At 43.9% G+C, this 25,892-nt stretch carries 18 protein-coding genes; 9 read left to right on the forward strand and 9 right to left on the reverse strand.

Annotated elements, in window-relative coordinates:
- Positions 1–27: 27 nt before the first annotated feature.
- Both FQ084_RS07335 and FQ084_RS07340 read right to left on the reverse strand, forming a co-directional pair.
- Positions 28–2,187: a DNA primase gene (locus FQ084_RS07335; RefSeq protein WP_149489977.1), complete on the reverse strand. Its 2,160-nt coding sequence runs from the start codon at positions 2,185–2,187 to the stop codon at positions 28–30.
- Positions 2,188–2,429: 242 nt separating this feature from the next.
- Positions 2,430–3,512, reverse strand: a complete 1,083-nt coding sequence (locus tag FQ084_RS07340) for an outer membrane protein assembly factor BamD (RefSeq protein WP_149489978.1) — start codon at positions 3,510–3,512, stop codon at positions 2,430–2,432.
- Between the two features lie 901 nt (positions 3,513–4,413).
- Between FQ084_RS07340 and FQ084_RS07345 the strand changes: the two genes are divergently transcribed.
- Positions 4,414–5,451: an RluA family pseudouridine synthase gene (locus tag FQ084_RS07345; protein ID WP_410477334.1), complete on the forward strand. Its 1,038-nt coding sequence runs from the start codon at positions 4,414–4,416 to the stop codon at positions 5,449–5,451.
- A 52-nt stretch (positions 5,452–5,503) separates the two neighbouring features.
- Positions 5,504–6,394, forward strand: coding sequence for a polyphenol oxidase family protein (locus FQ084_RS07350; RefSeq protein ID WP_149489979.1), 891 nt, complete (start codon positions 5,504–5,506; stop codon positions 6,392–6,394).
- Positions 6,395–6,565: 171 nt separating this feature from the next.
- On the opposite strand, the gene FQ084_RS07355 is transcribed toward FQ084_RS07350, so the two are convergent.
- A complete protein-coding gene (locus tag FQ084_RS07355; protein ID WP_149489980.1) occupies positions 6,566–7,798 on the reverse strand; it encodes a YeeE/YedE family protein in 1,233 nt (410 codons plus the stop codon).
- Positions 7,799–8,343: 545 nt separating this feature from the next.
- Between FQ084_RS07355 and FQ084_RS07360 the strand changes: the two genes are divergently transcribed.
- Complete coding sequence (locus tag FQ084_RS07360; protein ID WP_149489981.1) at positions 8,344–8,973, forward strand: flavodoxin family protein; 630 nt, start codon at positions 8,344–8,346, stop codon at positions 8,971–8,973.
- Positions 8,974–9,134: 161 nt separating this feature from the next.
- On the opposite strand, the gene FQ084_RS07365 is transcribed toward FQ084_RS07360, so the two are convergent.
- Positions 9,135–9,338, reverse strand: coding sequence for a hypothetical protein (locus FQ084_RS07365; protein WP_149489982.1), 204 nt, complete (start codon positions 9,336–9,338; stop codon positions 9,135–9,137).
- A gap of 643 nt (positions 9,339–9,981) precedes the next feature.
- Between FQ084_RS07365 and FQ084_RS07370 the strand changes: the two genes are divergently transcribed.
- The 3 genes from FQ084_RS07370 to FQ084_RS07380 all read left to right on the forward strand — a co-directional run bounded on the left by FQ084_RS07370 (position 9,982) and on the right by FQ084_RS07380 (position 14,021).
- The gene (locus FQ084_RS07370) at positions 9,982–11,421 is read left to right on the forward strand and encodes a cytochrome c (RefSeq protein WP_149489983.1); all 1,440 of its coding nucleotides are present in this window, start codon (positions 9,982–9,984) and stop codon (positions 11,419–11,421) included.
- A gap of 304 nt (positions 11,422–11,725) precedes the next feature.
- Positions 11,726–13,327, forward strand: coding sequence for a flavin monoamine oxidase family protein (locus tag FQ084_RS07375; RefSeq protein ID WP_149489984.1), 1,602 nt, complete (start codon positions 11,726–11,728; stop codon positions 13,325–13,327).
- Between the two features lie 61 nt (positions 13,328–13,388).
- Positions 13,389–14,021 carry a c-type cytochrome gene (locus FQ084_RS07380; RefSeq protein WP_188032936.1) on the forward strand — a complete coding sequence of 211 codons (633 nt, stop codon included), beginning with the start codon at positions 13,389–13,391 and terminating at the stop codon, positions 14,019–14,021.
- A 196-nt stretch (positions 14,022–14,217) separates the two neighbouring features.
- Here FQ084_RS07380 and FQ084_RS07385 read toward each other — a convergent pair whose 3' ends face one another.
- From FQ084_RS07385 to tolQ, 4 genes are all read right to left on the reverse strand, one after another.
- A complete protein-coding gene (locus tag FQ084_RS07385) occupies positions 14,218–15,510 on the reverse strand; it encodes a PD40 domain-containing protein (RefSeq protein WP_149489985.1) in 1,293 nt (430 codons plus the stop codon).
- A gap of 134 nt (positions 15,511–15,644) precedes the next feature.
- Entirely contained in the window at positions 15,645–16,673 is a 1,029-nt protein-coding gene (locus tag FQ084_RS07390; RefSeq protein ID WP_262880691.1) for a cell envelope integrity protein TolA, read from the reverse strand.
- A gap of 75 nt (positions 16,674–16,748) precedes the next feature.
- Positions 16,749–17,207, reverse strand: coding sequence for a protein TolR (gene tolR, locus FQ084_RS07395; RefSeq protein WP_149489986.1), 459 nt, complete (start codon positions 17,205–17,207; stop codon positions 16,749–16,751).
- Complete coding sequence (gene tolQ, locus FQ084_RS07400; protein WP_149489987.1) at positions 17,204–17,938, reverse strand: protein TolQ; 735 nt, start codon at positions 17,936–17,938, stop codon at positions 17,204–17,206. The genes tolR and tolQ overlap by 4 nt, the downstream gene beginning before the upstream one ends.
- Before the next feature lie 468 nt (positions 17,939–18,406).
- On the opposite strand from tolQ, the gene FQ084_RS07405 reads away from it, so the two are divergent.
- The 3 genes from FQ084_RS07405 to FQ084_RS07415 all read left to right on the forward strand — a co-directional run bounded on the left by FQ084_RS07405 (position 18,407) and on the right by FQ084_RS07415 (position 24,348).
- On the forward strand, positions 18,407–19,702 hold the full coding sequence (locus FQ084_RS07405) for an NCS2 family permease (protein ID WP_149489988.1): 1,296 nt from the start codon (positions 18,407–18,409) through the stop codon (positions 19,700–19,702).
- 678 nt (positions 19,703–20,380) lie between these two features.
- Positions 20,381–23,644 carry a bifunctional proline dehydrogenase/L-glutamate gamma-semialdehyde dehydrogenase PutA gene (gene putA, locus FQ084_RS07410; protein WP_149489989.1) on the forward strand — a complete coding sequence of 1,088 codons (3,264 nt, stop codon included), beginning with the start codon at positions 20,381–20,383 and terminating at the stop codon, positions 23,642–23,644.
- Between the two features lie 11 nt (positions 23,645–23,655).
- Entirely contained in the window at positions 23,656–24,348 is a 693-nt protein-coding gene (locus FQ084_RS07415) for a 1-pyrroline-5-carboxylate dehydrogenase (RefSeq protein WP_149489990.1), read from the forward strand.
- A gap of 189 nt (positions 24,349–24,537) precedes the next feature.
- Here the strand turns inward: FQ084_RS07415 and FQ084_RS07420 are convergent, their stop codons facing one another.
- Positions 24,538–25,710: a cupin domain-containing protein gene (locus FQ084_RS07420; protein ID WP_149489991.1), complete on the reverse strand. Its 1,173-nt coding sequence runs from the start codon at positions 25,708–25,710 to the stop codon at positions 24,538–24,540.
- Positions 25,711–25,892 lie beyond the last annotated feature (182 nt).

Consider the following 25,892-nt stretch of genomic DNA (forward strand, 5'->3'; position numbering starts at 1 on the left):
CTCATAAATAAAAATTCTGCCTAGCTGCTAAGATTTAACCGTTGCCATTTGTGCCGATTGCTCTGCTTGCTGCGCACGTAACCAGTCATTCAATAATTGTGATTGCTTACGGACAATCGCCAGCTTTATGTTGTCAGGGTTCTTGACCAAATCTTGGATTTTTTTCTTCATATGACGTTCAATCAGTTGGCTGACCAATTCTTCGACCAAACCATCAAGGCTTAGGATATTGCGCGTGGTCAGTGCTTTATAAAAACCGCCCCAGTCGCGGCTAAGCGTCTCTTGAGTTGTTGGTTTGACATTGGATAAAATAAAGTGTGCCGCTGCATTGACGTCTTTTGGCAGATAATTAAGGCAGCGCTTAATGGTGCTGACGATATCGAGCAGGGCATTATCTTGCAAGTCTTCCCATGCGAGTGGGCGCAATGTATCAGCAGAGGCTTTTTGCTTAATATGAGCAGGCAATTGCAAATCGTTAATACCTGCTTGTTGCCAAATGGCTTCGATAGGGTCATCAACTAAGGCGCGCGGCTGGAATAAAAAGCACAACTGCAATTGCTGACTGATGGTCATATCACCATCAAAATCTAGCAGTGCGTCTTTGGCATCTTTGTTTTGACTACGCTTACCACCCAACTTTTGATAAATGTCATTATTCAGCAAGTAGCGAAAGCTACTACCTTTAGGTAGGGCGGTGGTCAACGCGCGCACCTGTGACATGAGCTTGGCTTTACCTTCTGCCAAGGTTAAGTCATAACGCTCGCTTAAATAGGCAAAAATATACTGAGATAGCGGCATGGCCGTGGCGATTTGCTCGCGCATGGCATCTGCGCCCTGACTTTTGATAAAGGTATCAGGGTCATGATTGTTAGGTAAGGTTAAAAATCGCAGCTCTTTATCATCACCAAGCACAGGCAGCGCCACTTCAAGCGTGCGCCAAGCGGCCTTTTGTCCCGCGCTATCGCCATCGAAGCTCAATGTCAGGGTAGGGTTTAATGTCAACAGCCGTGAGATCTGGCTCTCATTAATCGCCGTGCCCATGGATGCTACCGCACCATAAATCCCCGCTTGATAAAGGGCAATGACATCCATATAGCCTTCGACCACGAGCCAGTTATCTGCACGCTGTTGGCGAGATTCATAGTAGCCATATAGTACGTGCTGCTTATGGAAAACGGGCGAGTCGGACGAGTTGATATATTTGGGCTTTACTTCGTCATCAAGCGCACGACCACCAAAACCAATGGTACGTCCTTGATTGTCTCGAATCGGGAAAATAACGCGATCGCGCAATAGGTCGTAATCGCGCCCAGATTCTGACTTTCGTACCAAGCCCAAGGCTTTCAGGCCTTCAATATCTTGTGGGAATTGATGCTCAAGATGCTGCCAACCAAAAGGTGCATAGCCAAGACCAAAGGTTTCAAAAATATCTTCGGTGATACCACGCGATAAAAAATAATGCTTAGCATGCGGGTGGATAGTGAGATTATGCTGATAAAACTGCTGGATTTGCTCTAACAGCTCATAGAGATTGCCGTCTTTACCAGAGACGCTATTGTCATCATAGAGTGCAGCAGTGTCATCATCACCGGTCAACCATGCAGGCGGATAGCTGTCATCACCTTGATAATTAGCCTCATAGGTATCCGTTGCATAAGGGACAGAATCGTAAGCAGCTAATGGTGGGTAATGATCATAGCTATTACTATTGTTGTCATGAACACTCTGATCGCGATAGCTATTTTGGCTTTGTTCCTGACTATTAGAAACAGAAAGTATAGAAGGTGCATTAATGATTTGTGTTGGGCTTTTAGCGCTGACAGTTGAACTAGCTATTGGCGGTGGTGTAATAGATTTAGGAGAAATTCGCTGATAGCTGACATTTTGCTGCTCTTCTTTTGGTATTTCGATGCCCGTTTGTTTGGACAGCTCATTAACCGCTTCGATAAAGGTAAGGTTTTCATAATCACGTAAAAAACTGATGGCGTTACCACCGACGCTACAGCCAAAGCAGTGGTAGATATTTTTTTGTGGATTGACATAAAAAGACGGTGATTTTTCGCCATGAAATGGGCAGCAGCCCTTATACTCACTACCAGCACGTTTAAGCGTGGTATGACGCCCAATGATACTGATTAAGTCAGCTTGGCTATTTAATTGATCAAGAATGTGATTTGGAATACTCATGCAAAAAACAGTTTACCATAGGTGCATTATTTTAAGCATTACCAATATTGCACGCAGGCAATATAGAATACAAACAATGATGCAAAAACCAAAACAGAAAAAATAAGGCCAACTGTGTCGTTGACCTTATTTTTAGTTTACCTCTGTTAGCATAACGATACTCTGAATTAGACGCTAAGGATTAAAAGCGCCTAAAGGCTCTAGTATCAGGCTCTGATATCGCCATTATGCTGAAAATAGGCTTAATTACCCTCTGTCATATCGATGCTATCCTTTTCAACCGCACCTAAGCGCACACGGCGATTGTCATCAGTTAGGCGTAAAGGAGAGGTATTACTTGGCGCAGCTGTATTGGCAGCAGCATTGTCGCTAGGCAATCTTAATTGGCTGGCATTACGGATAACTTGAGTTTTGGTGGCACCGTTGTAATTGCCTTCAGAAACTGAGGTGTCTTTGTTAAAGCGGTTCAATTGCCCAAAGGTCAATTTAGTAAACAAAGTACGCTCACGCTTGGTGTTGAGTTTGACACGTCCATCAGCGCTGAGCATATTTGGATAGTTGATTTGCAACAGCGTTTTATATTCTTTTGCTAAGTCATCAAGACCAAGTTTTTCATGGCTATAAGCGAGTACCGCAATAGCGTCAGGTACAGATTCGCTTAATGGATAGTATTGGAACACCCATTTAGCACGGTTTACCGCAGCGACATACGCTTCACGCTCGATATACCAATTTGCCGCGCTCATCTCGCTTTCAGCAAACTGATTATAGATAAAGGTCATGCGCTGAGCGGCGTCAGGTGCATAAGGACTGTTAGGGTATTTATTGATAAGCTCTTGGAAGTTGGCAAAGGCAATACGCAAGTACGCGGTATCGCGTTCAGCTTGATTGAGCTTAAATAGTTTTAAACCTTCTGACGAGCCTTGCATATTGGCCACGCCGCGTACGTAGTAAGCATAGCTGACTTGTGGATTAGAAGGGTATAGGTTGATAAATTGCTCAGCGCTGGCTGCAGCGGTCTCAAACTTGCCACTTTCATATTGAGCGTACATCATATCGAGCAACGCTTGTTCGGCATATTGTCCGGTTGGGTAAAAGGTGCGCAGATTGGTCAAATCTTCGATAGCTTGCGTATAGCGACCTTTATCAATTTGAGCGATGGCGTCGCTATAGTAACGCTGTTCTGACTTCTCAGCAGTTTCAACCGCATCCACGTCTTTACCGCCGGTTAGGTTTTTAAACGTTTGACAACCTACCAAGTTGACACTTAGGGCAAGTAGGGTGATTGAGGACAGTTTGATAAACGTATTGCCAACAGCTTGCATACTTCTTCTCCGACACAAGACGCGTAATAGCAGCAACGCTATTAGGCTAAATAATAAAAGGATAATAATGAAAAACGATGTTTGCGGCATCCGCTAACTGTCTATTATTGAGTATGCTCTATAAATAAGCGTACTCATTATCAACATAATTTTTATCGAATGCAGTTTTGCTAATATGAATAAAATGTATTTATTTTAAAAAATCAGTGCCATAGCATACAGCAAAACATGGCTTACTTTATAGAATAACGTTTGCTTCGTCTATTTTTTCGTTATCTATTTTGTAGTTAAACTGCTAATGCTTTATGTATGGTTGTTTCTTGCCGTAGTGTAGCATGAGCCGCCGTCACGAGCGATATTGAATATGGCTGACAGGGACAAATATACAGTAAATTACAGCCAAGTCATATTTTAGAGAGTTAATCTGCCGAGTCATGTCTAGCGCATGACGGCTAAACACCTATTGCATGATGGTAATAAAATCATAGATAACACGCAGCTTCTGTAGGGCTTCAGCGCTCAGCATGTTACACTATGACGATGTGACTGTCGCTTTTTTGACCTCGCTTATTTGCGACGGCCAGCAAGCGCTAGTCTGCTCTCTTATGAAGTCGGCTTACACAACAGTGTAAGAGACTTTACTATGTATGAATCCGCTATGAATAATGATGCTATGACGACCAACTTATCTAATAATCAACCGCTAGATGCTGATCTATCAGCACAAGAGCTATCCGCGCAACACTTAGCAATGAAAGCTTCACCAACGAAAGGTTCACCAGTGCAAAAATCGACGATACCAAATGAGTTATTACAGGATAATGAGCTGCTTGATGACAATCAAAGTGCGCTTGATGAGCAGATGCCAGATATGTCCGGTGACGATGAGCTAGATGAATTGATGGATGGTGAGCTGATTGATGAAGAAGATGAGGACGGCGACGATGCAGGGTCAGTCGCTGGTCAAGTGGTTCCTGTCACCATTGATGTCACGCATACGGTGATAGAAGATGAAGCTGGTTTACGTATTGATAAACTGGCGTCAAAAATATTCACCGATTTTTCACGTGTCCAACTACAAGGTTGGATTACTGACGGCAGCTTGCTTTATAACGGCAGTGTACAAAAACCAAAAATTCGTGTCAAAGCTGGTGACGTCCTGCATTTATCAACGACCTTAGAACAGCATAGTGAAGATCAGCCAGAAAACATCGATATCGACGTGGTTTATGAAGATGATGATGTCTTAGTGATTAATAAGCCAGTCGGTATGGTTGTCCATCCTGGGGCTGGTAATCAGACAGGTACTTTGGTTAATGCGCTACTGTATCACTACCCACAGCAGCACCATTTGCCGCGTGCAGGGCTGGTACATCGTATTGATAAGGATACCTCAGGGTTATTGCTGATTGGTAAAACCAAGCCCGCGCAAATGGCATTGATGGAACAGCTAAAAGACAAGTCTGTCTATCGTCACTATCAATGTGTGGTAGCGGGTGATGCGGCAAGCTTACTGCGGCATCGTCGTATTGATGCGCCGATTGGTCGTCATCGCAATCAGCGTACCAAAATGACGGTGATGACGGCAGGGCGTGAAGCGGTCACACATTTATTAACGGTGACCCCGCTTAACGATAACTATTGTCTGCTGGACGTCAGTCTAGAAACAGGGCGTACGCATCAGATTCGTGTGCATCTCAGTCACATTACTTATCCGATAGTTGGTGACCGCGTTTACGGCGGTCGTCGTCAATTACGTGCAGGTTTAACAGAAGCGCAGCGTCAAGCGATTAACAATTTCCCGCGCCAAGCGTTGCATGCTTACACCTTGGGTTTCGTTCATCCAACGACTGGCGAAGATATCGAAGTTACCACGCCAATCCCTGAAGATATGCAGCAGCTGATGGCAGTCTTAAGCGATGGGTATGACGATGAATAAGTACTGACGAATAAGCACTACAAAGACATTTCATTAAAACGGTAAATCCGCTATGAAAAATACGCTTCCGATGACATTGTTGACACAGCTTGATGATATAGCTGTGTTTCAAACAGCCGCTTTTGCTGCGACTAAAAATGTAGACGTTGTTAAAGATGGGTGTGCAAGCAATCAGCCCATTTATCAACAGCAGCATCACGCAAGTTATGGGGCACTAAATTTAGGCTTGCATGTCAATGATGATGCAAAAAAAGTCTTAAACAATCGTATGCGTTTGCTCACCGCTATCAATGAGCAATTAGCAGCAAAGCAGTGCCTGTCTATTGAGCGCTTACACTGGGTCAATCAAGTCCATGGTAATCATATCCATGACATTGACAAGACAGCGCTCAGTATGGAGCCTATGGCTGCTGATGCAATGGTCAGCCGGCAATCAGGTTTAGGGCTTGCTATTATGACTGCTGATTGTGTGCCGATAGTTTTATACCAGCCAACAACGGGACAAATTGCCGCCATACATGCAGGCTGGCAGGGACTGGCATGCGGTGTTATTAAAGCGACGTCTGAATGCTTTGAGAGTACTGGACCAATCAAGGCATGGATTGGGGTTTGTATTAGTCAAGAAAATTATGAAGTGGGTACTCAGGTTCGAGATAAGCTGTTGGCAGGTTGTATCGAAAATCAGACCTTATCAAGGCAGCATTTAGAGAGCTTTGAAGAACGCTACGTCTTAGCGTCTGAAGCGGACAAAATTAAGCTGAACTTACCACAGCTTGCGGCTGATCAATTAAATGCAGCAGGTATTATCGTAAATAATCAGTCTGCTATACCTTGTAGCTATGCTGATCCGCATTACTATTCTTATCGGCGTCAAACGCATCTTCAGCAGCCTGCCACAGGACGTATGGCATTGGTCATTGTCCGCAGCCTTGCTGTCCCTTGATACCAGTAAGTGATAACAGTGCTCAACCAATGAAATGCAGCATATTGGTTATATAATAAAAAATAGCAGGCTTAAGATAAGCCTGCTATTTTTTTTGTTCATTTTATTAACTGGCGCTCTCATTTATCATGCAGTTTCTCTGAGTAAAGAGAAATGAGGATGGGATAGGTCTTAGCATACAGAATCGTTTGATTTTGGCACAGAAAGCCCGAATAAAGGACGCAAGTATAAGGCTAAAAAAGTTCCTGCCATCGCCATGATACCCCATATATAACCATGAGCACTGAAAGAGGCGATACCGCCGAAATAAGCTCCGATGTTACATCCGAATGACAGACGTGCACCAAAGCCCATCATTAACCCGCCAATCACTGAAGCGGCAAAATTTCCTAAAGTAATCTGAGTAAACTTGAACAAACCGCCCGCTGCCGAGGCAATAAAAGCCCCAATGATAATGCCGATATTCATTACTGTGGTCGAATCAGCGAAAATAGAGGCATTCAATGCGGCTGCATTAGCCCCTTGCCAGTAGCCCCAGTTAGCGACATCAACGCCAAAACTACTGGCGATTTTAGAGCCCCATAGTGAAAATGCAGAGGTAATCCCCCATGGTTGGCCACGCGTGAGCAATGTTAAAGCATTTAATATGGCCAAGACGATTGCTGCTGCGAATAACGGCCAAGAGCCCCGAAAAATACGTTTCCAACCTTTCTCCGTCGGCACGGGTGCCATCTTCGGGGCTTTGGTTTTTTTCTCAATAATGAGCGTGACCCAAGCAATCAGAGCAAACAGTACCAAAGACAACGCCCACGCACCACTATAGCCAAGCCCAGTAGAGGTTGCTAAAGAAAAAGGGGCAAAGGAGGGCATCTCTTCTGTCCAAAACGGCAGATAATAAGCACCAATGGTCGCGCCAATGACAAAGAAAATAAAGGTAATAAACATCACCGAACGTCCGCCACCTACTGCGTAAAGCGTGCCAGAAGCACAACCGCCGCCAAGCTGCATGCCAATACCGAATACGAAAGCGCCAACGAGTAGACTGACGCCAACTGGTGAAACATAACCCGTGACCGATCCGCCAAAAATCGTCGTACCATAAGCAAGAATGGGCGCAAACAAAGTAACCGCAACGGCCAACATCAGCATGTGAGAGCGCATTGCTTGTCCATTACCAACCGCCATCAGACGTCTAAAGGCAGAAGTAAAACCAAAGCGGGCATGAAACAGAGTATAGCCTAGCAATAAGCCAATACCAAAAAGCAGCGGTTGGGCGGTAGTCTGGGTAACAGACAGATAGACCAACATGATAAAACTGACAATAGCGCCACCTAATATCAATGGTTTTTGTGGATTATTTAAAGTCAGCGTGTCTCTCGTAATAGGGTTTTGTGTATCGTTCATGGGCTGAACGCTCGTCGTTATAGTCGTCAATGAAATCACATCCTTCTCTGATATAATGTTGCAGAGTTCATTATTTATGTGTTGTTTATAATAGCTTTTTGGAATATTTAATTCGTTTTTCTAAGCATGATTGAATAAGGGCTATATGATAAACCCGTTTTGAAGGATAACTACAAGAAGAGCGGGAATTAACATATTCAAATATGGAATAACTATTTAAATTTTAATGAATGCTAATCCTCAATGAATGCCAAAGCATGGATATATCTAAATACCTGTCCTTTTTCACTGAATTCAATCCATTTGATTTTGCATTTAAGTTAGATTTTAATCATTATGTATTTCTACCTCACAAATTAAGCGCGTAAAAATACCGGAGCTTAGTCAAGGTTGAATTTATCCAAGCTTGCCTCATATCAATTAACTACTGCGTCCGCTGTCCTATATAATAGCTAGTTGCTAAATAAAGTATTTATAATAAAAAGTATTTAACATTTTGAAAATCAATACTATTTACCCAATCCAAATCCATTATTAGAGTTTATATGAATACATCTGTTACACCGTCTATCGTATCACCTCATGACGATAGCTCTCCTAGTGTGTCAATGGCCGTGATCTACCATAGTAACTATGGCCATACCAAGCGTGTCGCTGAAGCAATCGTGACGGGCGCGCGTCAGCAACTACCAGAGGCGCAAGTCAAAGCCGTCGATGTCCATGATGTTGATTGGGATTTTTTAGATCAAGCGGATCTCTTGGTTTTTGGTAGTGCGGTATATATGGGCAGCGTGACAGCAGGCTTTAAGGCTTTTATGGATTCGACCTCGAAGCGTTGGTATCACGGTAAGTGGCAAGGCAAGTGGGCGGCAGGTTTTGCCAACTCAGGTGGGCTTAGCGGAGATAAACTTGCCGTATTACAGCAAATTTGTCTTTATGGCATGCAGCATGGGATGAACTGGATTGGGTTGCCGCTTAGACCAACTGGACATGAACCCCACGACTTAAACCGTTTATCGAGTAATTTGGGCTTGATGACCCAGTCGCTTGACGGTCCGCCGGAAGAGACACCAGGTACAGGCGATATTGATACAGCGATTTGGTTTGGTGATCATTTGGCAAAAACCGTCATCAAGCATCAGCCCAAACCGTCAATAGCAGCGTCCGATAGCTAAAGTAAGAGCTTACTAAGTCGCTATTAGTGTTTTTAATATCTTATTAAGCACAAAACAAAAAAAAGCAGGTATCGAATTGATATCTGCTTTTTTTTGATTTTATTGAGTGTTATTCGGTGCAGTAACTGTTTTTAATACAAACAATTTAAGCAGAAACCGTTCTAGTAAATAAAAATAGTGTTAGGAGCAATACCTTTAGCGGGAATAACCAGAGTAGGTGTGGTTGTGGCGGAGATACTCTCAACAAGGACAGTTTGGGAAGAGATATTTTTAACAGGAATTGGGCTTTCAACAAATTGAAATGATTGGCAACCTGTCAAAGGCATCGTCGCGGCAAATAGACATATAAAGGCAAATGATTTCATAAGGACATCTCAGGCTGTAATTAGCGACATTAAAATAGCGGCTATCATAAACAAAATAGCTGACAAGGCAAAAGGGTATTTATTATTGAGGTAGAGATTAGACTTAAAGTAGAGATAACAGAAGACATAAAGTCGATTTTGACCAATCGCTATGTATCTATTATGTACGCTGATAATTGATAATAATAAGCAATAAAGTCTGATTTTATTGGGTAAATAATTTATTATATTCGTTTATATGAATAAAAATAGGTTTTATCGGTCTTTAATGATTGTTTTCTAAAGGATTATTCTGATTATTTATAATTATAATATAAAAAAACATATTGTCTATTAGGCTTTGGCGATGATTCAACGTTTCTTTAAGTTTTGTAAAAACATGCAGTCAATGCGTTATTATTTAAGTAATAGTCGTGAAATAGTCTTACATTAGTGAGGTGAGGAGACATTCTTTAGCAACTATTTTTATAAGGTTGTTTTTATCACGCTATTTTATTCAGTATTTATTGGACGATCTGCTACATCATTTAATGGATTATCAATTGAGTATAACAAGTCATCAATCATAAAAATTTGCTCAATACCGCATGTCTCGTCTCAACAATAATTAAAACACCCTAGGTGCCAGCTATATGAGGATATTATGAAGCCACTTTCTGTGATGTTATCGATGCTAGCCATTGGTATTACTTCCAGTACCGTGATGGCTGAAGGTGCTAACCTTCCTAATGCCAGCTTACCCAATGTAAGCCCTGCCAATAGCGAGCTTGTCAACCGCGGTGCTTATATCGCCCGTGCTGCTGACTGTATGGCATGCCATGGTGAGAGTTACACTGGCGGTACAGCGATTGAAACACCAATGGGAGATATTTATTCAACCAATATTACCCCTTCTAAACGTTACGGTATCGGTAACTATACCGAGGCAGATTTAAAGAACGCTTTGCAAAAGGGTCGTGCACCCAGTCATATGCTGTATCCTGCCATGCCATATCCTTCTTATAGCGGCATGAAAGAAGAAGATATCAGCGCATTGTTTGCTTATTTGCAAACTGTACCAGCTGTCGATGAAGCACCGAAGCAAAAAACTGACCTGCCATTTCCTTTTAATATTCGAAGTCTAATGATTGGCTGGAATTTCCTCAATGTACCGTCTACCGAAAAGCGTGACGGACTGAACGAGACCCAAAAACGCGGTGAATATCTGGTCAATAATCTAGAGCATTGCGGCACTTGTCATACCCCGCGTAACAGCACCATGGGTTTCAATAAAAAAATGTACTTATCAGGTGCTCAGCTTGGTCATTGGCATGCGCCAAATATCACGCCCGATGAGTCGAGCGGTATCGGCAGTTGGAGTGAGCAAGATATTGTCACCTATCTGCGTACTGGTGAGCTTGATCAACGCGCTTATGCAGGCGGTCCCATGGGTGAAGCCGTCGCTCACAGTACGCGCTATCTAAAAAATGAAGATTTGAGTGCGATTGCCTCTTATCTAAAAGCCGTACCTGCTATTCAAACAGACGATAAGGTCTCAGCGGTTGATGTTTCTCGCTTGCCAACGCCAATTAACGAATCTATCACTCATGATTTACTTGCACAAAAAGATTATCTAGCCCAAGCAAAAACAGAGGTGAGTAATGGCAGCAATTCACCAGAAGCTTTATATTTAGCGGCTTGTGGTAGCTGTCATGGGGTTGACGGTTACGGTCAGCCTGATGCGCGTTATGCGCCTATCGTTGGACTCAGCAGCATTCGCCGCGAGAAGCCTGATGCCCTTGTTAATATGATACTGCACGGGGTAGAGGGAGCGACTGATACGTCGCCTATCATGCCGGGATTCTCAGAAGAGCTGAACAGTGAGCAGATTGCTGGCATTGCCAACTACGTACGTGTTAATTTTGCTGGGCTTGCTAACAGTAAGGTGAGTGCCGCTGATGTCGATCGTATCGCGACAACAGGGGTGGAGAAACCTTTCTTAATTAAATACGCAGGTTTATTAGCGATTATCGGCATTATCGTCGCTATCTTAGTCATTATATTTATTATACGAGCAATTTTACGTTCTAAGCGCCGCCGTTAATTGGGACTTGGTTATTTTCAAGAGCTTTTGTTGCAATGGTTTTGATTTAAATCATTTAAATTGACGTCATGCAAATAGCAAGAAATTCAATCAGACAGCGGATTATTAATCTTATCAATGCGTTTTAGGCAGCTATTATAAGACAGGGATTAACGGCAATACGGTAAGCAGAGCAGCTTGGCAAATAAACGCAGAATTAGCCCAAGCTGATAAACAGCATAAACACTTATAGAGAAAGGTAAGTGTTTATCGATAGCACCAGTGCTTACCGTTACGCACGAACGTCTACTTTAAGGATATTATTATGAAAGACATGCTTCAATCACCAACGCGGCGCCAACTGCTCTCGATGATTGGTAAAACAGCGGGTGCAACCGCGATGTATCAGGCAATGACGACGTTAGGATTTGCATCAGAATCGAGCTTTAAAGAAACCATGGATCTGAAGGGCGCACCGCCAGGCGCTAGTATTGTCATTCTTGGTGCTGGTCTTGGTGGACTTACTGCGGCTTACGAGCTACGAAAAGCGGGCTATGATGTCAAAGTTCTTGAGTTCCAAAATCGTGGTGGCGGTCGCAGTTGGACGCTTAATAGCGGTGATAAATATACTGAGCTTGGCGGCGAAGAAGTTACTTGCGATTTTGAAGAGGGGAATTATTTTAATGGTGGACCATGGCGTCTGCCAAGTCATCATTATGCCGTCTTCCATTATTGCAAACAGTTCGGCGTCGAGATGCAGCCATTTATTCAAACCAATGACCGCGCTTATCTCCATCGTAGCACCCATTTTAATGGTGTACCGCAGCGCTTAGGTGATGTAAAAAATGACATCCAAGGGCATGTATCAGAACTATTGTCAAAAGCGGTGAATGTTGGCGGTCTTGATCGTTCTGTGAATAAAGAAGATAAAGAAAAGCTACTAGAAGGATTGAAGGGTTGGGGTGTACTCGATAAAGACTATCGCTACCGTGCCAGCAATGCGACCAGTAAGCATCGTGGTTATAGTGTTTTTCCGGGTGGTGGCTTGATGCCTGATGAGAAACCCTCAAAGCCTTTACCTATCAGTGAGATATTAGATTCAGGTATGTGGGCGGATATTTATGGTAACCATATGACCTATGCTCACCAACCAACGATGTTTCAGCCTGTCGGCGGCATGGGGAAAATCGGTGATGCATTTACTCGTGAATGCCGCGATATGATTGAGTTTAATGCAAAAGTGACCAAAATTCATCAAGATGAAAGTGGCGTTACCGTCGATTATGTTGATAGCAACAGCCCAAATGGCGCGACCAAGACCATCCGTGCTGATTGGTGTGTCTGTAATATCCCGTTAACGGTACTGACCCAACTGGATATTAATGTCTCAAAACCGATGAAAGAAGCGATGGCAGCGGTGCCTTATGAGACTTCTTATAAAGTCGGTTTAGAGTTTAATCGCCGCTTTTGGGAAGAGGATGAGTGGATCTTTGGCGGCTTGACCTATACTGACATGCCGATCGCGCAGATTGCCTACCCGTCAGAAAATATGTTTAAAACGGGTACGGGGGTGTTATTAGGCGCTTATGGTTATGGTCCAACCTCTTATAAATTTAATACTTTAACTCCGCAGGAGCGTATCAATGTCGCGCTTGCTTATGGTAAATATATCCATCCTCAGTATCCAAAAGAGTTCCGTGCGGGTACGTCAGTGGTATGGCACCGTATCCCATGGACACTTGGTTGTTATGGTATTTGGAATGAGTCGACTCGTCGTCAGCATTATGACACCTTATGCAGTATTGATAACCGTATCGTACTAACGGGCGAGCATTGCTCACACATTCCGGCATGGCAAGAAGGCGCTATTTTATCTGGTATGGATGCCGCAAAGCGCCTACATAAAAAAGCAAAAATGCTGGGTTAATATGAATAACTATAAAAATTCAGAGGCTATCATGGACAATGCAATCGTGAATAAGACAATCATGAAAAACATGACACCCAAACTGCTGACTGTGATGTTGCTAAGTGTGATGAGCAGTACGGTGCTTTTAGGCTGTAGTCAACAGTCAGATGATGAAGTGACCGTTTCTAGTGTACAAGATCAAGATTCCTTAACAACCAACGACTATCAAGCAAGCCGTAATACGGGTGCTTGGGGCGGTGTTTATATGAGTCGTGAGGAGCTTGCCGCACCTGCTATCAACATCGTTGATGACAGCTCACTTCCTACTATGGATAGTGATCCGAGTATTACCGAATGGGAAGCAAAGTTTGAAGGAACAAATGCTTTTGTGACGACAGATGGTAAAAAGCTATATCACGACTCTTGTGCCGCTTGTCATATGCATAAAGGCGAGGGCGCTTATGGCGCAGGGTATTATCCACCTCTCGCTAATAACAGCAAAATGCAGTCAAAGTATTACATCATTGATATCTTAATTAATGGCTTTCGTGGAATGCCATCATTTCATAAGATGATGAACGATGAGCAGATGGCCGCGGTCACTCAGTATGTGGTCAGTGACTTAAATGGTTATACCGATACCGTTACCGCTGAAGATGTCGCGCAACTCAGACACGCTGTTCCACCAGCCAGTGATCCAAGTGATGAGTAATGTCATTACTTGCTAGTAACTTTTAAGCGTTGGGTTTTTTAGATTAGCCAGTTTTTAATATAATTGATTGTTCATATAAAAGTAGCTATATCATTCCAAGTTAAAAAAAAGCGCCTAATTATTTATGAGGCGCTTTTTTACATTTAGGGTTTTATTTCTGGGATTGCATTAACTCATAAAATGATAAGTGAATACATTATTTAGGGCTAGATGACCAGACAGGCGAGCGGATAGTGCCCTGACCAGATTTACCAAATGATTCGCCACCATTCAATGATTTAATGGTCAGTACGCCTTTACCACCTTGCTTTGAAGCGTAAACCACACGCTTACCATTGGGCGAAAAGCTTGGTGCTTCGTCAATACCGGTATTGCCCAAGTTGGCAGTAACCGCGCCGCCACTATTCATAATAGCAGCTGAGCGACCGCTTAAAAAAGCAATTTGTGAACCGTCGCTACTGAACTGCGGGCTGGTGGCATAACCACTACTCGATACCTGAGTCGTACGCCCTGAGCCAAATTCATAACGATAGATCCGTGGTTTATTAAATCCTGCACGGTCACTGACGAAGACAAAAGATTTACCATCAGGAGCGTAGCTTGGCTGTACTTCACTGCTTGGCCAATTGATGATACGTCGAGGCGTGCCGCCACTAGCGCTCATCTCGTAAATATCGGCACTGCCTTCAAAGCTGCTAGAAAACAGTATTTTGCTGCCATCTGGTGAAAATGATGGGCTGAGATTGCTACCTGGGAATGGCGTTAATGGTGTCGCACCGCCGCCGCTCACGCTTTGTATATAGATAACAGGATAAGACTTATCGCGCTGGACTGAATAAGCGATGCGATTGCCGTCCGGTGACCAAGTAGGCGAGAAAATAGAACCTGCCACCTCTGTAATGGTTTTAGCATTTTCGCCATCAGCATCCATCACTTTTAAACGCGATACCTTCTCTTTTCCAGTACCGATTTCTTCGATATAGGCAATGCGTCCTGAGAAGTCACCGGGAATGCCCGTGATAAGCTCATATATTTTATCAGCGATAACATGGCCTGCGTAACGCATGCTTTCTTTATTATTATCAGCCGTGAGGCTTTGTTTGCCTTCTATTACGCGCCCAGATTTAACATCAATGACTTCATAATCGGTGACTACTTTACCGCGATTACTGCGCGTACTGCCGACGACGAGATAAGGGATGCCCATGCTTTGCCAAACAGGTAGTGTGCCTGCTAACTCGCTACTACTGTGCGGCTGCTGCGGCAGGTTTTGACTGGTGAGCTTTAGCTCTGTTTTGCTCAAATCATTTAAGACAATAGATGATAAGGTAGCGTCACCGGCAAAGGGGACAAAAGCCACTTGGTTTTGTTGTACCGGAATCTCATAATCCAACTCTAGAACGACGGGTGCGGCGAAGACGCTAGGAGCAAGCAGTAAGCTTGAGGTGCTGGCAAGTAAAGAGAGGCATAGTTTTTTATGGATGCGCATGACCAAATCGAACTCCTAGGTTGGGATAATAGTTTTTTATAGGCGGTAAACTACCGATAACGGTAAGATAATATCGCAGTAGGGTTAAGTTACTTAAGGTAAAGTTAGCAATAATATTGTGTTAGAGCAACTGATTAATTGCTGCCCTTAAACTGTATGGTAAAGGTAGGGTATTTAGGATCATCGGCATCAATCGGTAAGCTGCCGGTATTTAATACCGCTTGCTTAGCCGCTTCATTGACCGCGCTATCAGGGCCTGAGGCGGAGACGTTAATCACAGTGCCGCTAGCATTGACAGTGATGGTTAAGGTAGCACGCTGAGTCGAGCCCTTAGCTGCTATCGGCGGATTATAGTTGCGTTTGATGAGGTTGATAATCTCACTGTTACTGGCACCGCGGCTGCCGCTTGATGCCGAACGACTGCTACCTTTTGCCGTACTTGAGGTCGTCGCATCGCCAGATAGGATTGATTGTCCATCATCTCCTAAGCTAAAGGTTTGGCCTGCGCTACCAGCACCACCGGTATTGATTTCTATATTTCGGTCGTTGGCCGTCGGGCGTTTAATCTTAGGGGGATTATCTTGTTTACTGCGAAAATCTCCAAGTCTTTTTTGTTCCTCAATAAGCTGTTGTCTTTTGTCTTGTTCAACTTGATCGTGCTCTTCTAGCACGGATTCATCTAGCTGCGCTGCCCACTCCGCCATATTACGCTCATAATCTTGATTTTGCTCAAGTAGGCGTTGGTGCTGCTCTTCGCTCATGAGCATGGGGCGACCAGCAGAATCGTCAGAACGGGTAAAAACAGGCACACGCTGAGAATTTGGCTGAGTTGGATTGTCGTAGCTGACACTGCCGTCAAAACTATTTTCTGGCATATTATTTGATGAGCCACTAGTACCGCTGTCGGCTTGCATGGCGCTGGCCGCCGCTGCACGATTGGCAAGTATCTGTCCTTGCATCTCAGCCAGTTGCTCAGGGGATATCATAATGGTTTCAATGGTGCCAGCGGTCTCAACTTCCATATTCTGATAAGAATAAATCAGTATGCCAATCACCAGACCATGTGCCAGAAAACTGAGAAGCGTAGGCAAGGCTAGGCCGTTACCTTCAGGTTCGGTAGGCACATAAACGGTCGGCGCATTACGCATGACAATGATACTCAAAAACGTAAGACTGAAAAAAGAAATTCATCAAATTATCTACTTTATTATAACCAAATGAGCTAAGAGTGGGATCTGTTATAATGTAGGCGCGGGCAAAGGCGCCCCTGTTAATAACCCTACTTTTTGAATGCCTGCTTGTTGTAAGGTTGCCATCAGGGTCATGATGGCGCCATACTGATTGTTTTGATCGGCATTAATCATCACTTGTAGAGGCTGAGCACCCGCTTCACTACTTTGATTTTGCAAATTTGATAAGGTATCAATCAGTTCCGGCTCACTAATTGGCAAGTCGATATTATTTTCATAACTGATAAAAATCTCGCCACTGTCGGTTAAAGATACAATCACGGGTAGCTGGCTTTGGCTCATCGTATTGGTTTGCTCTTTTGGCAAATCAACGTCGACGCCCGTAATTAGCATCGGTGCTGTGACCATAAATATAACCAGCAGCACCAACATCACGTCGATATAAGGAACAACGTTCATCTCCGCATTGAGCGCTTTTTTCTCACGGCGATAGGGGCTTTGTTTCATAGACCGGTTACCTGAGTGCTTTGATTCACTGATGGGTTTGCTTGCGTACTAGGCTGCGGATTGTCGATGCTGGTTTCGCGCTGTAGCATTCCTGTCATCTCGTCACAGAATAAAGCACGCGAATCGTATAGGCGGCTTGATTTGGCAGTAAAGTGGTTATAAGCCAATACAGCAGGAATAGCGGCAAATAAACCCATGGCGGTAGCAATCAAGGCTTCCGCAATACCGGGCGCAACGGTTGCTAAGGTCGCTTGCTCGCTTTGTGACAGTCCCAAGAACGCATTCATAATGCCCCAAACCGTACCAAATAAGCCGACATAAGGCGCTACCGAACCAATACTTGCCAGCGTCGTCAGTCCTGACTCTAACAATTGCTGCTGACGTCCCAATCCCACTCGAAGCTTACGTTCAACGCCATCGATGATGTCATCTTTAGGCTGGCGTTTCTTATGCATTCTTAAATATTCAGAAAACCCGACATAAAAAATCTGCTCAAGCCCTTGGCGCTCAGGCGAACCTTGCACACCTTGATAAAGTTTAGCCAAGTCTTCTCCTGACCAAAACCAAGTTTCAAACTGTTGGTCGAAGTTTTTGGCGGTACCGAGACGTGCACTCATACGAAAAATAATCACCCAGCTAAGCAACGAGGCTAATAATAACAATGCCATCACAATCTGTACCAATAGACTGGCTTGGGTGATAAGGTCGATAATATTTAATGATTCAGGCATGTGTTAGGCTCATGGGTAATGAATAATAATGGCTGTTAATAGGTAAGTGCTTATAAGTGCTCGGGGCAAGTAGGGATTTTCATGATAGGATGTTTTTCATGATAGGTTAATTCTGTTCCCCCGCCACAACCCGCTAGTGTACTGTTAAATGATGAAAAGGTCATTTATTATAGTGTTAAAGTGAAAAATGATAAACAGAAAGCTGCTGAAAAACTACAGGGGAGGGCAATAATAAGACTGACTAATAGCTGAAACATTGGCCGCTTAAGAATCATTAATTGTGCTAAATTGCAGTTTTGTACCCGCAAGGCACGGGTAATGATTGAATTTACACGCCAATTTCTCTAGAATGTTGCACTTTGTTACCGCTGCCTTTTGATAATGACGTCGCAATTCATTTGCTGACGTCATCTTTATTTTAGGCACCAATAAATTTGTTTTTTCACTAGCAAGCTGGGCGCGACACTTATGAATGCAATTGAACGCTATTTTGGAATCAATGGTGAAAACACCACGATCAAAACGGAAATCCTAGCCGGTATCACAACCTTTTTGACGATGGCTTACATCATCTTTGTGAACCCTAACGTGTTAGCAGAAGCGGGTATGGATAAAGGCGCTGTATTTGTTGCTACTTGTTTAGCAGCGGCAGTGGGCTGCTTTATTATGGGTATCTACGCAAGATTGCCTGTCGCATTGGCACCTGGTATGGGACTAAACGCCTTTTTCACCTATGGTGTGGTGCTCGGTATGGGCTATGCGTGGCAGACGGCATTAGGCGCGGTATTCTTATCGGGCTGCTTGTTTATCCTTTTAAGCTTATTTAAGATTCGTGAATGGATTATCAATGCTATTCCGACCAGCCTTAAACAAGGTATTGTCGCTGGTATCGGGGCATTTTTGGCCTTTATTGCCCTGCAAAGCTCTGGCATTATCGTCGGCCGTGATGCGACATTGGTCATGCTGGGTGATATGACGTCATTTTCGCCTATGATGGCAGCGTTCGGCTTCTTTATTATCATTGGTTTGGTATATAAAAAAGTTCCTGGCGCGGTCACCATTGGTATTTTGCTTGTTACCTTAATCAGTCTAATCACTGGTCATACGCAGTTTACTGGCATCATGTCGACGCCGCCATCAATTGCACCAACACTGATGCAGCTTGATATTGCAGGCGCGTTTGATATTGGCATGATTAGTGTGATTTTTGCCTTCTTATTCGTTGATTTGTTTGATACCGCAGGCAGTTTGGTGGGTATCGCTAATAAAGCGGGCTTAATCGATAAAGACGGTAATATTCCCAATATGGACAAAGCACTGCTCGCTGATTCAACGGCGACGGTTGCTGGTGCTATGTTGGGTACGTCATCGACGACCAGTTATATTGAAAGTGCGTCAGGGGTTGCCTCAGGTGGTCGTACGGGTTTGATGGCAGTGACTGTTGGTGTGCTATTTTTGCTCAGTATTTTCTTTGCCCCATTGGCCGGTATGATTCCTGCTTATGCAACCGCTGGCGCGATATTTTACGTATCCGTACTGATGCTATTTACTTTAAAAGACATCAACTGGGAAGACTTAACGGAAGCCGCGCCCGTCGCTGTCGTACTCTTATTGACACCGCTTACGTACTCTATCGCTGATGGTATTGCGCTTGGATTTATTACCTTCACGGCGGTGAAGCTAATGACAGGTAAATTCTCTGAGATTACCATTCCTGTTTGGGTACTGACGGCTATTTTATTGGCTAAGTTGGTATTCCTATAACTGGTATGGCTATACCCAGTTGAGTTTATACTAAACCCTCCTTATCTATTAAATGGTAAGGAGGGTCTTTTTATGTTTAAAAGTAGGCAGCTGCTGTGAATGAATCCAAGTCATTGATTCAAAAAACAATTAAACATTAATAGTAAAGCTGTATTTATAACCAAGGCGTCATATTTAATATATTATCAATAAATAATTGTTTTTAAACAACATTCTGCTTGGTTAAAATAAGTAATAGCGTGCGTTTGACGCTTTTTTTATGCTACTATGACCAAGCTAAGCGCATCACCTCAATCAACGCCGTAGAGGTTTTTCTTACAGTGAATTTGCGTCATATCAGATGACAGATGAGTGTTTATGAGAATCAAACCCGAATCTGAGCATTACACTCCATTCACTACTAACAAGAAGAAGGCACTAATGCCGCTTAGCTGTTCGTTGTTGCCTTTATATTGTTAACGTAGCCCGTTTAACACTAAAAAGACCTACTTGATCGTTTCCAGCGCATGCTGGATTTTCTTGTTTTGTGATGGCGGTGTTGGGTATTTTGATTATTGCTGTATATATCCATTCATAACTTTTATTTGATTTAACAATGGCTATGAATGTTATACAAAACGATCAGACTTCCTACCGTACCATTTATTATGGTTTTTAAACGATAGTTATGGAGTTGTTATGAACCCAGTAGAACAGTTTACCCCGCAAAAGCCGATTTTATTTAATCCGGTAGATTTGTTAGCGCCAGACTATATCAGCCAGCCAGCGGCCGAGCTTTATACCCGTATTTCACCGTTATATAGCGTGGATGAAGAGCGTTGGCTAACAGACTTATTGCCACTTGCCAAACCGACAGATAGCGAACGCGAAGCGGTTGCCACACAGACACGCCAGCTGGTCGAGCATGTACGTAATGATGGTAAAGCCGTGAAAATGGTTGATTCCTTATTACTTGAATATAGTCTTGATACCCAAGAAGGTATTCTGCTGATGAGTTTGGCAGAGGCATTGATTCGGGTGCCAGACAACTATACGGCTGATGCGCTGATTCATGACAAAATGAGTGTGGCTGATTGGAAAAAGCACATAAAAAATGACAATGGATTCATGGTCAATGCCTCGACGTGGGGTATGATGATGACTGGCCGTGTCGTCAGTATTGATAGTAATACCACCGCTTCAGGATTTTTGGATCGTATGACCAAAAAGATGGGTGAGCCGGTCATTCGCAGTGCGATGCAAAAAGCCATGCGTATTATGGGTCATCAGTTTGTACTCGGCGAAACCATTGAAGGTGCCAATAAAAATAGCCAACCATATCGTAATAAAGGCTATACCTATTCATTCGATATGCTAGGTGAGGCGGCAATTACTCATAGAGATGCGGAAAAATACTTCAATGACTATCTGCATGCTATTAAAGCGACTGCCAGTATTAAAGTTAAAGAGGGCATGCCAAAGCCGTCGGTATCTATCAAGCTGTCGGCATTGCATCCGCGTTATGAAGCGACCCAAGAGGCCCAGGTCATGGGGCTATTGCGTCAACGCTGTTTACTATTAATTGAAGCGGCACGAGAGGTCAATGTTGATATCAGTATCGATGCCGAGGAAGCCGACCGTCTTGAGATTTCTTTAAAGCTATTTGAGTCTCTATACCGTGATAATTTAACAGCCGGTTGGGACGGCTTAGGTATTGTGGTGCAAGGCTACTCTAAACGCGCGATTGCTATTTTAGCGTGGTTAGCGCGCTTGGCAACTGAGGTTGGCGATCGTATTCCAGTACGTTTGGTCAAAGGGGCGTATTGGGATACTGAGATTAAATTGGCTCAGCAAAAAGGTCTGTCAGGCTATCCTGTTTGGACACGTAAAGAAGGTACAGATACTGCCTATCTTGCTTGCGCGCGCTTCTTATTATCAGATCATTTACGCGGACTCATCTGGCCGCAGTTTGCTACCCATAATGCGCACACGTTAGCGTCGATTATGACCATGAGTGCGCATCGAGATTTTGAGTTTCAGCGTCTACACGGCATGGGCGATGCTCTTTATGATCATATCCTGCAAGCCTATCAGATTCCGGTACGTATCTATGCACCGGTTGGCGCGCACAAAGACTTGTTGCCGTATTTGGTCCGTCGTTTACTTGAGAACGGTGCCAATAGCTCGTTTGTCCATCAGCTATTAGACAAGTCTTATCCAATTGATAAACTGACCGTGCATCCATACGATAAGTTATTGACCAACGATACCTTACACAATCCTGATATTCCATTGCCGTTAGATATCTACGGTAAGCGCCGTGCCAGTTTCGGTCCCAATATCTTTGTGGAGTCACAATGGCTACCGTTTAAGGATGCTATCGATAGCCATCTACATAAGACGTGGTCAGCGACTTCTATTATCAATGGTAAAGCGGTTAACGACTATGAAGTCGATGGCGCTTCTCAACAACTTGAGTCGCAGACCGTACGTGCACCTTGGAATCATGAAGTCATCGCTGGTGACGTAAAGTATGCCAATGCTGAATTGGCACTTCAAGCCATCGATGCGGCAGTTGCGGGACAAAGTGCATGGCAAGCAGTACCGGCAGCGCAGCGGGCTGCTATATTGCGTAGAGTGGCGGACTTGTATGAAGAAAACTATGCGGAACTGATGGCGCTATGCCAAATTGAAGCTGGTAAAACCATGCAAGATGGTATTGATGAAATCAAAGAAGCGGTTGATTTTTGTCGCTTTTATGCCGACGAAGCAGAGCGTTTAGACACTGTAGTGCATGAGTTTACCGATTTGTCTGGTAAAGATTCTCGTCAAGTTTATAAAGCACGCGGTACTTTCGTATGTATCAGCCCTTGGAACTTTCCATTGGCTATTTATACCGGTCAAATCGTGGCGGCACTAGCAGCGGGTAACACCGTCGTGGCTAAGCCTGCTGAACAAACGAGCTTAATTGCGCATTTCGCTGCCCAATTAATGTATCAAGCAGGTATACCGGCAGAAGCGTTACAGTTAGTAACGGGTGCAGGCGATGTTGGCGGTGCACTGACGGCAGCTGATAATATTGCAGGTGTTATTTTTACGGGCTCAACACAAACCGCGCAGCGTATCAACCAAAGCTTAAACAATCATGTGCAAGCCAACGGCGAGCTGCCGGTCTTTATTGCTGAAACGGGCGGTCAAAATGCCATGATTGTTGACTCGACAGCATTGCCTGAACAAGTGGTTAAAGATGCTGTCTTATCTGCCTTTGGTTCGGCAGGTCAACGTTGTTCAGCGTGTCGTATATTATGCGTACAAGAAGAAGTCGCGGATGATTTAATCGAGTTACTGCAAGGTACTATGGCTGAGTTGATCGTTGGTAATCCACTGCACGTAACAACAGATGTAGGTCCGGTGATTGATGCGGATGCCAAGCGCAGTCTAGAAGCTCATATCGAGCGTATGGCTGCTGAGCCAACGGCGACTATTTTGGCGCAGACACCTATGAGTGCCAGCTCGGTTGTCAGCCAAGAGCAATCTACCTTTGTATTGCCAACGGCGATCGAGGTAAAAAGCATTGATGTCATCGGTGGCGAGCATTTTGGTCCGATATTGCATGTACTGCGTTATCAAGCGACTGACCTCAATCAGCTTATTGATGCTATTAACGGTACCGGTTTTGGTTTGACTTTGGGTATTCATAGCCGTATTGAAAATATTGTCGAGCATATTGAACGCCGTGCGTTTGTCGGTAATACCTATATCAACCGTAACCAAATTGGTGCGGTCGTCAACGTCCAGCCATTTGGCGGTTGTGGTCTCTCTGGTACGGGCCCGAAAGCAGGTGGTCCGCACTACGTGGCCCGTCTCATGCAGCTGCGCTCTGAGTCAATGACTAATGAGCATAACAGCGCTGCAAACCAAAACAATACGACTGAATCACTCACTCAAACACAAATCGCATAAGGAGTAGCAAGATGGCGACTGAATTTAAAAAGAATCATGCCCAAGTTTGTGAATCTTGGCGATTACTTGGCGCGGTCAATCGCGCAACTTATCTACAAGCGGCTATTGCAAAATTGGCGTTGCTGACTGGCGATGCCAATAAAGCAAAGCGTTTGTTCAATCATTTATTGAGTGCTGCGCCCAGTCTAGATGAAGTGCACCGTATGACGGGCGCGACGGGTGAGTCCAATGATTTATACGTAACCGCTCGTGGCAAAACCATGGTCATCGGCGGTGAGTCTGCTCGCGCAATGGCAGTACTTGGGCAGTTAATCGCCGCATTATTGACTGGTAACGAGGTGATACTACATTGCCCAAGCCAAGATGAGATGTGCAATGAGGCTGCAAAAATACTGTACGAGACGGGCATTAGTGATGATGTGCTGAGTGTGGCTAATGACTCGCAAACCGTTACGCTATTATATATTGACCGCCTAGCGCAAGTGGCTGTCGCTGGTAATCAAAGTGAAGTACAAGCAATCAGCCAAGAGCTTGCTAATACCGATGGTATCTTAACGCAAGTTATTGCTGTTACCGATATGGAAGGCTTGTCAGAGATGTTAACACCAGATTATCTCTATCGTTTTGTCACTGAGCGCGTGAAGACGATTAATACCACGGCGATTGGTGGTAATGCCAGCTTACTTGAGCTGGGAACAGATTAGATGCTTTAACCACGAATTTGCTTGGCGACTATATTGCTTTTTTAATAGTGACAAAAGCTCAGCGGTGTGAGAGAGAGATAGGACGCCAAACCCTATTTGAAAAATAGGTAATAAAAAACCGATATCTTCTAAATTAGATATCGGTTTTTTTATTGATATAAATATAATTGAGTATGAGTAAGCTAGAAATTACTCAGCAAAATCAATCCACACCCAGCCATTTTCAAGCCACTCACTTAATTCATCTGGGTCGATATCCATCACATCTGGACTCTGTAAATGTTCACCATTAGCCAAACGCATGAGGACAGCGGTCGCTTTATCATCCAAGCCATCAAGGCGTTGACCATTGGCATACAACGTAATGCCATCATTGGTCTGACGGTAAAGCAGACGATTACTATAATCCGCTTGCAGGGTAGCGCCATCGTTCAGGGCTTGCATGAGGTCATCGGTATCTAGTGTTTCTTCTGGTACCAACGCATCATATTGGCGTTTACTAACGACCTCAGAAACTGCCTGACGAATAATATCGTCACCACGCTCAGATTGTAGCATTTGTAATAACTGGTTTTTAATCGCCTCGATGCTATCTACTTGCAGTTCGCCAGACGCTTGCATTGATTGTGGTAATAGCATTGGGATAAATAAATCGCTGTCATTGGTGGCGATATCAGCTAAGCTGTCGATGATTTGCATTAAGTTTGGACGACGACAGCCAAACGAAAAGGTTAAGCAATCATCTTGAGCGACGCCAAAGTGCGATAATTTTGGCGGTACATAAAGTACGTCACCAGCTTCTAATATCTCATCAAAGATTATCTCGCCCATATCATCAAACAATCTAATCGGCTCATCGGCAACGAACTCAGTTGCTTTATCACAAAATTTGCCGAGCTGCCAACGTCTAGACCCAAATCCTTGCGCTAAAAATACATCATAATCGTCGTAATGCTTGCCGACTGAGCCGCCTTTGGGGGCATAAGAAACCATAATATCGTCGCGTTGCCATTGCGGGATAAAGTCAAATGCTTGCCATAATTGCCCAAGCTCAGGTGACCATTGCTCAAGGTTTTGCACCAGCACCGTCCATTGCTCTGGCAGATTGTCAAAATCAGCTTCAGCTAATGGACTTTTTTTAAGTTGCCATTGTGGCAGGCCTTCTTGCTTGCTCGCGGCTTGGGTTAGCAGGCGCGCTGAAGCATCCTCTTCTAGTGCCAGACCGAGCATATCGTCTGGCTCAAACATGCCAATAAGTTGCGGTAAACCTTGTTTAATAAGTAGTGGTTTCTTTTGCCAGTACTCACTTAAAAACTGCTCAGGAGTAATAGAGTCGGGTAAACAAAGAGGAATTAAAGTCATTGATAAATCCATATCTAAAAATGGGTATAAGAGAAATAACAAGAGATGCTTTATAGAATAATTTTAATAGTTTATGATGCTAATCCATCTGACGGCTATTGCTATATTTTTAACGACTATAGTTTTAATTATTAAGGTATTAATAGCCACCATCAGAGCATCTAATGATTTATAGGAATTTT

It is taken from the genome of Psychrobacter sp. ANT_WB68 (assembly GCF_008369115.1).
GTDB lineage: Bacteria > Pseudomonadota > Gammaproteobacteria > Pseudomonadales > Moraxellaceae > Psychrobacter.